At 60.7% G+C, this 10,918-nt stretch carries 9 protein-coding genes; 1 reads left to right on the forward strand and 8 read right to left on the reverse strand.

Annotated features, from left to right (window positions below; all coding sequences use genetic code 11):
- The coding region (locus EN990_RS33195; RefSeq protein ID WP_127388535.1) for a DEAD/DEAH box helicase at positions 1–1,546 on the forward strand (1,546 nt) is incomplete at its 5' end.
- Between the two features lie 77 nt (positions 1,547–1,623).
- Here EN990_RS33195 and cyoD read toward each other — a convergent pair.
- The 8 genes from cyoD to EN990_RS33240 form a co-directional block, all read right to left on the reverse strand.
- Positions 1,624–2,034 (reverse strand): cytochrome o ubiquinol oxidase subunit IV, encoded by a 411-nt coding sequence (gene cyoD, locus EN990_RS33200; RefSeq protein ID WP_013525252.1) that lies wholly within the window; start codon positions 2,032–2,034, stop codon positions 1,624–1,626.
- Positions 2,031–2,717: a cytochrome (ubi)quinol oxidase subunit III gene (locus EN990_RS33205; protein WP_127388536.1), complete on the reverse strand. Its 687-nt coding sequence runs from the start codon at positions 2,715–2,717 to the stop codon at positions 2,031–2,033. The genes cyoD and EN990_RS33205 overlap by 4 nt, the downstream gene beginning before the upstream one ends.
- The gene (cyoB, locus tag EN990_RS33210; RefSeq protein WP_164766204.1) at positions 2,714–4,717 is read right to left on the reverse strand and encodes a cytochrome o ubiquinol oxidase subunit I; all 2,004 of its coding nucleotides are present in this window, start codon (positions 4,715–4,717) and stop codon (positions 2,714–2,716) included. The genes EN990_RS33205 and cyoB overlap by 4 nt, the downstream gene beginning before the upstream one ends.
- A gap of 2 nt (positions 4,718–4,719) precedes the next feature.
- Entirely contained in the window at positions 4,720–5,742 is a 1,023-nt protein-coding gene (gene cyoA, locus EN990_RS33215; RefSeq protein WP_064994882.1) for a ubiquinol oxidase subunit II, read from the reverse strand.
- A 505-nt stretch (positions 5,743–6,247) separates the two neighbouring features.
- Complete coding sequence (locus tag EN990_RS33225; protein WP_127368459.1) at positions 6,248–7,117, reverse strand: MBL fold metallo-hydrolase; 870 nt, start codon at positions 7,115–7,117, stop codon at positions 6,248–6,250.
- 522 nt (positions 7,118–7,639) lie between these two features.
- Positions 7,640–9,271: an ABC transporter ATP-binding protein gene (locus EN990_RS33230; RefSeq protein ID WP_127368460.1), complete on the reverse strand. Its 1,632-nt coding sequence runs from the start codon at positions 9,269–9,271 to the stop codon at positions 7,640–7,642.
- Positions 9,261–10,034: an ABC transporter permease gene (locus EN990_RS33235; protein WP_318014155.1), complete on the reverse strand. Its 774-nt coding sequence runs from the start codon at positions 10,032–10,034 to the stop codon at positions 9,261–9,263. Before EN990_RS33235 ends, EN990_RS33230 begins: the two co-directional genes overlap by 11 nt.
- A gap of 107 nt (positions 10,035–10,141) precedes the next feature.
- The coding region (locus EN990_RS33240) for an ABC transporter permease (RefSeq protein ID WP_164766203.1) at positions 10,142–10,918 on the reverse strand (777 nt) is incomplete at its 5' end.

Consider the following 10,918-nt stretch of genomic DNA (forward strand, 5'->3'; position numbering starts at 1 on the left):
CGTCTGCGGTGATGTTGGCTTCGGCAAGACAGAGGTGGCTTTGCGTGCTTGCGCCGCCGCCGCCCTCTGCGGGAAACAGGTTGCGGTCATAGCGCCGACAACCGTGTTGGCACGACAGCACTATGAGACGTTCAGCCGCCGTTTCGCAGGAACGGGCCTGCAGGTCGCCCACCTGTCAAGGATGGTCGGGGCAGCAAAGGCAAAAGCGGCAAAGGAGGGCCTGCGGAGCGGCCAGGTTACGATCGTCGTGGGTACTCAGGCCTTGTCGTCCAGGAGCGTCACTTTCGCCAATCTTGGACTGCTGGTGATTGACGAGGAGCACCGGTTCGGCGTCAAGTTGAAGCTGGCCCTGCGGAACATGGCGCCCTGCCTTCACACGCTGAGCATGAGCGCCACGCCGATACCGCGGACGCTGCAATCGGCGCTGTCGGGCATCCAGGATGTCAGCGTTCTAAACTCTCCGCCCGCCACAAGACGTCCCGTCCGCACGATCCTGGCAGCGTTCGATCCAGCATCGGTGCGCGCGGCCCTCTTGCGTGAATTTCACAGGGGTGGACAGAGTTTCTTCGTGGTTCCTCGCATCGAGGACATTGGCCCGGTCTCTGACCAGCTGAACAGGCTGGTGCCGGAACTCGGCGTCATGACGGCGCACGGTGAAATGAAAGGGAGGCAGCTGGACGAAGTCATGGTCGGATTCGCTGACGGTGATGGCGACATTTTGTTGAGCACCGACATCATCGAGAGTGGGCTCGATGTGCCTCGAGCCAACACCATCATTGTCTGGCGCCCGGACCGGTTCGGTCTGGCGCAGTTGCACCAGCTACGGGGTCGGGTCGGTAGAGGAGCGATGCAAGCGGCTGCGTTTCTTCTGACGGAACCTGGCGTTGAGCTGGCCGACGGCACCAGGGCCCGGCTTTCGACAATGCTTGCGCTCGATCGGCTTGGCTCCGGCCTGGCAATCAGTCAAAGGGACCTCGACCTGCGCGGCGCCGGCGATCTCTTCGGCGAAGATCAGGCTGGGCATATGAAACTGATCGGAGTGGGCCTCTACGAGCACTTGCTGGAGCGGGCGGTCTCGGCGGCTGGAGAAGGGGCCGACCCCAACAGGCAACTTGCCAACATCAACGTGCCTGCAAAAGGGGCTTTTCCCGAAAGCTATGTAAACGAGCCTACTGTCCGTGTTGGCCTCTATGCGCGGCTCTCTCGTATTCGTTCTGACTTGGACCTTGATGCATTCAGCGAGGAGCTCGAGGACCGCTTTGGTGACATGCCTGGCGAAGTGACCGTTCTGCTGGAACTTACCAGGTTGCGGATAGCAGCGTCGGAACTGGGTGTCGGCAAAGTTGATGTTGGGCCCGAAGCCGTCGCGATCACCTTGCGCAACAAGCCACTGGCGTCACGATGGCGGGACAGGAAGGTGTTGGGCCTGGAGTACCGAAACGGCCGCGTGATTTTCAGGCGGATCGAGTCCCGCGTCTCAGGCATCGATGCCGTTCGCTTGGCGCTAGATGCCATACGTGCAGTTCAGCCAAAGCACGAGGTCTGACGAGCCTTTTATCTCCACCGCGGCGGTACAATGTACCAGCTTCATATTCACCTCAGCCAAGACTAGCAGGGCGAGGTTTAAGGCATCGTTCCGGCTTGATGGGCCGTCATGGCGGCCATGTTCTCGTTCAGGTGGGCCATGATCCAAACCGAGCCCAGGACCACCAGCGCAACGATCAGCACGCCGAAGGCCAAGGCCAGGATGTTGTTGGTGTTGTCCGGCCCGGTGGTCAGGTGCAGAAAAAAGACTAGATGCACACCCATCTGCGCAACAGCGAGCACCACCAGGGCCGAAATCACCGCCGGCTGGTAAATCAGATCGGTTTGAGCCGCCAGGAATGACGCGATCGTGAGCAGGATGGCCAGGCCGTAGCCGATCACATAGCCCAACAGCCCTCCAGCCACTTCGTGCTCGGTTATACGTTCCTCGCCCGGTGCGGAATCGCGGCGGTCCTGCATCTCGCCGGGCCTGCTCTCGGTGTCGGTCATGGCGATGCTCCCAACAGATAGACCAGGGTGAAGATGGCGACCCAGATGATGTCGAGTGCGTGCCAGAAAAGCCCGAAGCAGTGGAGCCGCCGCAAAATATCCGACCGAAAACCCTTGACCCATAGCTGCGCCATCATTGTGCCCAGCCAGAGCAGCCCCAGCCCGACATGGGTGCCGTGGCAGCCAACGAGCGCAAAGAAGGCTGATAGGAATGCGCTGCGCGAAGGCCCCGCCTGCTCGCCGATCATCGCCGCGAATTCCTGTACCTCCAGAAACAGGAAGGCTGCCCCGAGCAATCCGGTGACGAGCAGCCAGGCCTGCGTTGCAGCCATCGATCTGCGATGGGTCGCGAGTATCGCCAGGCCACCGGTGAAGCTCGACGTGAGCAGAAGGCCCGTCTGCACCGCAACGCGGGTGGGCTCGAACAAATCCTTGCCGGTCGGTCCGCCGGCGGTCGCCTTGGCAAGCACGGCATACGCCGCGAAGAAGGCCGAGAATATGATGATGTCGGACAGCAGAAAGATCCAGAAGCCATATGCCACGGTGACGAATTTCGAGGCCGGGCCGCCTTCACCGTGGCCGGTCGCGGAGCGCACGCCGTGTCGGCCGCCCTGACCAAGCCGATAGGGGTCTCGGGCCTGGGTGCCCGCGCCGAAGTCGCCGGGTAGCGCGTGATCGCTCATGCCGGCCGCTCCCAGCGCCGCAGCCGGGCTGACTGTGCGGCCTTGTGGTCATCGTCGATGCGCGCGACCTCTTCGGCGGGAATCTCATAATCCCCATGATCGCGCCAGGCGAAGACGACGAAGGTCGCGTAGGCGCCGATGAAGCCGACGATCGCCAGCCACCATATGTGCCAGATCAGCGCGAACCCGATCAGCGTGCTGAAGAAGGCGGTGACGAAGCCTGTCGGGCTGTTGCGCGGCATCTCGATAGGCTCGTATCCTTGCTCCGCACCGGGCCTCTTCTCCTCCCTTGCCCGTTGCTTGATGCGCCAGTAGGGCTCTTCATCCTCGACGTAAGGCAGCCGCGCGTAGTTGAAAACGGGGGGAGGGGAAGACGTCGACCATTCCAGTGAACGCCCGTCCCATGGGTCGCCTGTCTCATCGCGAAGCTTGTCGCGATGTCGGATCGAAACGGCGAGTTGCATGATCTGCAGTGCGGCCCCGGCGATCATCACCAGCACGCCGAACACGGCCACCACCAGCCATGGCGCCCAAAGATCCATGTCGATATGCTGCAGGCGCCGCGTCATGCCGAGCAGACCGACGATATAGAGCGGCACGAAGACCAGCATGTAGCCGGCCAAGGTGACCCAGAATGCGGCCTTGCCCCAGCCTTCGTGCAAGCGGAATCCGAACGCCTTGGGAAACCAGTAGGTGAAGCCGGCGAACGCGCCGAACAGCACGCCCGAAATGATGACGTTGTGGAAATGCGCGACGAGGAAAAGGGAGTTGTGCAGCACGAAGTCGGCCGGTGGAACGGCAAGCAGAACGCCGGTCATGCCGCCGACGGTGAAGGTGGTCACGAAGCCCAGCGCCCAAAGCATCGGCGTGTCGAAGCGGATGCGCCCGCCATACATGGTGAAGAGCCAGTTGTAGATCTTCACCCCGGTGCCGACGGCGATGACCGACGTGGCGATGCCGAAGGCGGCGTTGACGTCTGCTCCGGCGCCCATGGTGAAGAAATGATGCAGCCAGACCATGAACGAGACGATGCAGATGAACATCGTGGCCGCGACCATCGAACGGTATCCGAACAGCGGCTTTGACGAGAATGTCGAGAAGACCTCGGAGAAGATGCCGAAGGCGGGAAGCACCAGAATGTAGACCTCGGGATGGCCCCAGGCCCAGATCAGGTTGACGAACATCATCTGATTTCCGCCGGCTTCGTTGGTGAAGAAATGGAAGCCGAGATAGCGGTCCAGCGTCAGCATCGCCAGCGTGGCGGTGAGGATCGGGAAGGCTGCGACGATGAGCAGGTTGGACGCGAGCGAGGTCCAGCAGAACATCGGCATTCGCAGGTAGCCCATACCAGGCGCACGCATCTTGAGGATGGTCGTCACCAGGTTGACGCCGGTAAGCAGAGTGCCGACGCCGGAGATCTGGATCGACCACAGATAGTAATCGACACCGACGCCCGGCGAGTAGGTGGTCTCCGACAAGGGGGCATAGGGCAGCCAGCCGGTGCGCGCGAACTCACCGATGACAAGCGAGATGTTGACCAGCAGGGCTCCGGAAGCCGTCAGCCAGAAGCTGACGGAATTGAGTGTCGGAAAGGCTACATCGCGTATGCCAAGCTGCAGCGGTACGGCGAAATTCATCAGGCCGATCATGAAAGGCATCGCCGCGAAGAAGATCATAATCGTGCCGTGCGCGGAGAAGATCTGGTCGTAATGCTCCGGCGGCAGGTAGCCCGGCCCGTGGATCGCCAGCACCTGTTGCGTGCGCATCATGATGGCATCGATGAAGCCACGCAGAAGCATGAGCATCGCCAGCACAATATACATCACGCCGATGCGCTTGTGGTCGACCGAGCTTATCCACTCGTTCCACAGATAGGGCCAGTAGCCCTTCACCGTTATCCATCCAAGCACGGCGACCGCTGCCAGAAAGACGCCGAGAGCCGCGACGAGCGGGATGGGTTGATCGAAGGGAATGGCCGACGAGTCGAGCTTGCCCAGCATCGTCATTCCGCCCCTTCTGCCTGTGGATGATGCCCCGTCGGCGGCGCCGCCGCGGGCAATGCCTTTGGGCTCACCTGTGGCTCGCCGCCGGCGGCACTTTCGGCCGGCCCCGGACCCGGGGGCAATATCTGCTGAGCGACGGCATCGAACAGCCCGGGCTGAACATGGCCGAACGTGGACGGCGGCACGTTGGTGCTTTGCCGGGCGAGCTCGCGATAGGCATTCGCGTTGAGCACGCCGCCGCCGCCACGCAGCGACGACGTCCAGCGGGTGAAGGCATCGGCTGAAACCGCGCTCACGCTGAAGTTCATGTCCGAGAAGCCGTCGCCGCTGAAGTGCGCCGACTGGCCGAAAAAGCTGCCCTCGCGGTCGGCCTGCAGATGCAACTCGGTCTGCATGCCGTTCATGACGTAGACCATGCTGCCAAGCTGGGGCACGAAGAACGTGTTCATCACGCTGGCCGAGGTCAGCTTGAAATGAACTGGAACGCCGGCGGGGATGACCAATTGATTGACAGCGCCCACGCCCTGCTCGGGATAGAGGAACAGCCATTTCCAGTCGAGCGCCACCACCTGGATGTCGAGCGGCGGCTGCGCGGAAGGGATCGGTTTGCGCGGATCGAGCTGGTACGATCCGTAATAGATGAGCCCGCCAAGGAAAAGGATGGTGAGCGTCGGGATCGACCAGACGATCAACTCGATGCGCCCCGAATAGGTGAACTCCGGGTCATAGCGCGCGTCGCTGTTCGAGGCGCGGAATTTCCATGCGAAGGCCAAGAGCGCAACAAGCGTCGGAACAACGATCACCAGCATCACCGCCAGTGAGTTCAAGAGGATCGTGCGGTTGCCCGAGCCAATGGGTCCTTGCGGGTCGAGCACACCCCCCGCACAACCGGGCAAGAATGCGATTGCCGGGATCCAGAGCAGTTGCCGCCCCGGCTTGGGGCTGGATGGCAACAACACTTGCTCGGCCACCAATCCTGGAGAGGACGCGTTCTTGGGGCACGCGCTCTTGGCACTTCTCATCTGAAGCCTTCCTCTGAACCAACTTCAAGGCGCGTGGCCGGGGTGCCGCCCTCCGCCGGACGAAGGACCTAACTGGCGCTTCCCCGGTTTGTTCCTCCTCGCTGGCTCGTGCACAAACTCCAATTCGGCGGCACGGCGATGGAGCACAGCTAAGTCGATCACCCCATCAAGCTGGTGGAGCCGGGACCGCTCCACGGTTTTGGCCCATGAGCGAATCGACGCCAGTCATGGCTAGTGCCCGAACTTCTTGCCGATCGCCGCGCCGGCGGAGAGGACACGTCCTTCGGGGTGCTCGTTTTCCATCTGACGTCTGCTCCTGATGCGGGATTTTTCGGGGCTGGCCGCAAGTCGCCCAAGCGTGCAACGCCTAACTGGCGCCTCCCGGGATTGTTCCGCTTGTCAGTGTTTGGGCGACATGGGCGCGACCCGAGGGGGGAACTCTACCTGCTCGAGAGATGGAGTTGTTCAACGTGACCATATTCACAACGACGGCGGCTCGGTTACCTCAGCTATTTGCAGCCGTCGCTGGCTCGCGTACGAATTTTGATTTCGGCGGGACGGCGAACACCGTGAAGCGCTCAGCCAGACTGTCAAGAGCTTTACGCATGCCCACTCCAGCGGCAGCCGCACCGTGTCCAGTGATGACCATCTGAGGGTTCAGGTCAGCCAGACGCTTCACAGATCTTTCCGCCGCATCCCAGTCCGGCGTGAAGTAGCGCGGCGGACCGTGCATCTCGAGATCCTGGACGGCGACCTCATAGACCGACTCCTGACCGGTGGTGATGAAAGCGTCCCCTACGATCAGCGAGCGGTCTTCCTCGCGCCAGAGCGAAATGTGACCAGGGGCGTGCCCGGGTGTGTGCAGCCATTGCCATCCGGGCATTCCGGGGACCGATCCGTCGGCGGGCAAGAGTTCCAATCGGTTGCCAAGATCGATCGGCCCGCGTGGAAAGAGCGGCGAAAGCAGCGCCATCAGTCCGCCCCCGACCCAGGGATCCGGTGGCGGATAAGATTCAGTTCCGTCCAAATAGGGTCGCTCGAGTCGATGCGCGAAGACGGGCACCTCCCACCTATTCGCGAGGTCCAGAACCGTTCCCACATGGTCAAAATGGCCGTGTGTCAGGATAACCGCGGCAGGCCGTGCGTTGGTGCCAAACCGCTTTTCCGCGACCGCAAGAATACTGCTTCTCGACGTCGGCAACCCCGTATCTATTAGCACCCAGTTCCGATCTCCGCTGCGCGGTGCGCCGAAGAACACGACATTGACGATTGCCAGCCGCAAATAACCCAGGTCCGGTGCGATGCTCCAGGCACCGTCGCCATGATCTTCGCGCCTGGCGTGGTCGATCTCGGAAAGTCGAATCTGAACGGTCATGATCCCGTGCCTCGGTTGTTGCTGCGCGTTCATCGGCGGCGGTGGTACATGCCGAACTTGGGCACGGCCCCCTTGTTCCTTCCTTGATCCTCGTTCGCCACCCGGATTGCAGACAGTGCGACTAACCCGACGTTATTTATTAACTGGTTACGAGGCGGTTCGCCCAAATTGAGTCAAGAAGCTAGGCCACCCATTCGCTGGCTGCATTTATCTTACACCCCTTGGCAGCTTTGCTGCCCAATCTTGGTCATTGAGAGATTAGCAGCCGCTTCCAAAAAGCAGACATCACAGGGACTGCGTCGTAGCTCCGATGTGCCTCAGAGCGCTTCTTTTAAGCAAACAGAAGCTGCCGTTCGTGAGCTAATACCGAGATCTCCTGGGTCGCCAGCTTTCTTAGCGACGAAACGGTGAAATGGTTGGCTCCGTTTGTCGGGCTGGCCAGCCCGATTGAAGCGGAGCACGATCATGCCCTTCAAAGCACGTGGAAGGATGCCAGGGGCCTAGGTGGACGGGGTCCCCCTCTCAGACTTTCCGGCCGGCCAGCAGCCTTGTAAGCCAGTCCGGATCCATTTCCGGTACGGACGACAAAAGCCGTTCGGTGTAAGCGGCATGGGGAGGTGTGAGAACTTGGCTCTTCAGTCCCTGTTCAACGACTTTGCCCTGGTGCATGACAACGATTTGGTCGGCTATCGCTCTTACGGTAGCAATGTCGTGGGTAATGAAGATGTAGCTCATTTCGAGTTCACGCTGCAGGCGCATGAGAAGCTTGAGGATTTCCTCTTGGACGATCTGGTCGAGCGCGGACGTGATCTCGTCACAGATGATAAGCTCTGGATCGGCTGCCAACGCCCGGGCAATGCAGACGCGTTGCTTTTGGCCGCCCGATAGCTCGCCAGGCAGGCGTTCCAGAAAATCCTCGCTCATCTCGACCATGTGCATAAGTTCGCAGATCCGGCGATCCTTCTGCGCGCCCTTTAGGCCGAGGTAGAATTCGAGCGGCCGAGCTATGATTTCTTCGACCGTCTGGCGCGGATTCAGGGCGTTGTCGGGCATTTGGTAAATCATCTGCATGCGGCGCAGGACCTCCTTCGGCCGCGTCTTCAGGCTCGTGGAAAGGGGCTGCCCGGCAAAAGAAATCAAACCTGAAATTGGCGGCAAGAGACCGGTGACGACTCGCGCGAGCGTCGATTTGCCCGAACCGGATTCGCCGACCACGGCCACGGTTCTTCCGCGCGGGACCTTGATGGAGACATCCTGGAGCACCTTGACCTTTCCTGCATAGGCCGCGGTAACGTTGTCTATCGTCAGCAGATAGTCATCGGCTGGAACTTCGGGCTTGGCGAGCTTGCGTACGGCCCAGAGCGTTTTGGTATATTCCTGGCTGGGCGAGGCCAGCATCTGGCGTGTATCAGCCTCCTCTACGGTGCGTCCGTGGCGCAGAACCATGATACGATCCGCCATTTGCGCCACCACCGCCAGGTCATGCGTCACGTAGATTGCAGCGGTGTTGAATTCCTCCACGATGTTGCGAATGGAAGCTAGAACTTCAACCTGCGTGGTCACGTCGAGCGCGGTTGTTGGCTCGTCGAATATTATGAGGTCCGGACGACAAGCCATTGCCATCGCTGTCATTGCCCGTTGCAACTGCCCGCCGGAGACCTGATGAGGATAGCGAAAGCCTATGGTCTCCGGTTCTGGGAGTTGAAGGCGTCGATAAAGATCGACGGCGCTCCGGTTCGCCTCTTCCCGGCCGGCAATTCCATGCGCCACCGCTGTTTCGACGGTTTGTTCCAAGAGCCGATGTGCCGGATTGAAAGAGGCAGCCGCGCTTTGTGCGACATAGGCAATGCGGGAGCCCCTGAGGCGACGGCGCCCTTTTTCATTGACTGCCAGAAGATCAATCCCGTCGAACAGGACCGAGCCTTGCATGATCCGGCAGCCCGGCTTGGCATAACCCATTGCGGCAAGGCCAATGGTGGACTTGCCGGCGCCTGATTCGCCGATCAGGCCAAGAACCTCGCCCCGCTTCAGCGTCAGATCGATCCCGCGGACAATCGGATGCCAGCGCTCGTCCGAGAACCCCTCCACATGCAGATTGCGGATTTGAAGTAGATCCTTGCCTTTTTCGCGTGAGCCTGGACCGCTACTTTTCATCCCGCAACCCGCTTGTTGCGTGCAGGAACCAGTCCACAACGAAATTCACGGACACGGTAAGGAGAGCAATCGCGCCGGCCGGAAGTAGCGGGGTGACGTCGCCGTAGGTGATCAGGGTCGCGTTCTCGCGCACCATTGATCCCCAATCGGCCGTCGGCGGCTGAATACCGACGCCGAGAAACGACAGCGCCGCGACTGTCAGGAACACGAAGCAGAATCGCAAGCCGAACTCGGCGACCAGTGGCGGCATGACATTGGGAAGGATTTCCTTGGCGATGATCCATTTTGGTCCCTCGCCGCGTAATCGTGCCACCTCGACATATTCCATCACCGCCACGTTAAGCCCGACGGCGCGAGAAAGCCGAAAGACCCGGGTGGAATCGAGAAGCGCAATGATGACAATCAGGCTCGTGATCGAAGAGCCGAAGATCGTCAGCAGCACCAGCGCGAAGATCAGACTCGGGATTGACATCAGCACGTCCACCGCACGTGACAAGATCTGGTCGAGCCACCCCCTGTACAATGCGGCAAGAAGGCCGAGCGAGACGCCGACCGCGAAGGACAGCAACGTGGTCGCGACCGCGATAGCGATTGTGTTGCGCGCACCGTAGATCAAGCGGGTGAGCATGTCGCGGCCGAGCTGATCGGTTCCCAGTTTGAACTCCTGGCTCCACGGCGCGAAGGCTTCGCTGAAAACCTGCGTCTCGCCATATGGGGCTATCCAGTGCGCGAAGACCGCAACAAAGACGTAGCCGAGGATCACAACGATGCCGAACCACGCGCTGAACGGTGCCTTCTTCAGCGCTGTTTTCGCCCGGGTGGCACGCGAGCGCCTCAGCCTCTGAAGCTCCGCGACAGATTCGGATCTGGTCATCGTGGGTGCAAGAGCCTGGGATTGGTGGCGATGGAAATAATGTCGGCTAGCAGGTTGAGAAGGATGTAAGTCGCGGCGAAAATCAGGGCGCAGGCCTGGACAACCGGAACATCCCTGGATTTTACCGCGTCAACCATCAGCTGGCCGATACCGGGGTAAACGAACACGACCTCGACCACGACCACTCCGACGATGAGATACGCCAGATTGAACGCGACCACAGTGACGATCGGAGCCCAGGCATTGGGCAGGGCATGCCTCAGCACGATCACCATCGGGGACATTCCCTTGAGGCGCGCCATATCGATGTAGGGGCTTGACAGCATGTTGATGATGGCCGCTCGGGTCATGCGCATCATGTGGGCCACGATTACAAGTGTAAGGGTGATTGCCGGCAGGGCGACTTTCCAGAGATGCTCCCAAAATGGCGTCTGATCGTTCACATTCGACAATGTCGGAAATTTGGGAACCGCATTGAGCGCCCAGTTCAGCGAGACAGTGAGCCAATGAGGCAGCGTTTGAGCGAAATCGGATCCGATGAACGTGTCGCGCGAGATCACCAGGTAGGCGAGCATATAAGCGACGAAAAATTCCGGGAATGAAATGGTTGTCAGTGTCGCGACATTCACCAGCCGGTCGAACCAGCCGTTGCGGTACAGCGCAGCCAGAATGCCAAGCCCCAAGGCCAGGGGAACGGCTATCAGCGCCGTCACCGCTGCAAGGAACATCGTGTTGTAGAGGCGGGGTGCGATGATCTCGGCCACGGTACGCCG

This window comes from Mesorhizobium sp. M7A.F.Ca.US.005.03.1.1, from assembly GCF_003997975.1.
GTDB classification, from domain to species: Bacteria; Pseudomonadota; Alphaproteobacteria; order Rhizobiales; family Rhizobiaceae; genus Mesorhizobium; species Mesorhizobium ciceri.

Bases quoted from the DNA above. Each gene is read 5' to 3' on its own strand.
- cyoD (WP_013525252.1), bottom strand. From the start codon at position 2,034: ATGACCGACACCGAGAGCAGGCCCGGCGAGATGCAGGACCGCCGCGAT.
- EN990_RS33205 (WP_127388536.1), bottom strand. From the start codon at position 2,717: ATGAGCGATCACGCGCTACCCGGCGACTTCGGCGCGGGCACCCAGGCC.
- cyoB (WP_164766204.1), bottom strand. From the start codon at position 4,717: ATGCTGGGCAAGCTCGACTCGTCGGCCATTCCCTTCGATCAACCCATC.
- cyoA (WP_064994882.1), bottom strand. From the start codon at position 5,742: ATGAGAAGTGCCAAGAGCGCGTGCCCCAAGAACGCGTCCTCTCCAGGA.
- EN990_RS33225 (WP_127368459.1), bottom strand. From the start codon at position 7,117: ATGACCGTTCAGATTCGACTTTCCGAGATCGACCACGCCAGGCGCGAA.
- EN990_RS33230 (WP_127368460.1), bottom strand. From the start codon at position 9,271: ATGAAAAGTAGCGGTCCAGGCTCACGCGAAAAAGGCAAGGATCTACTT.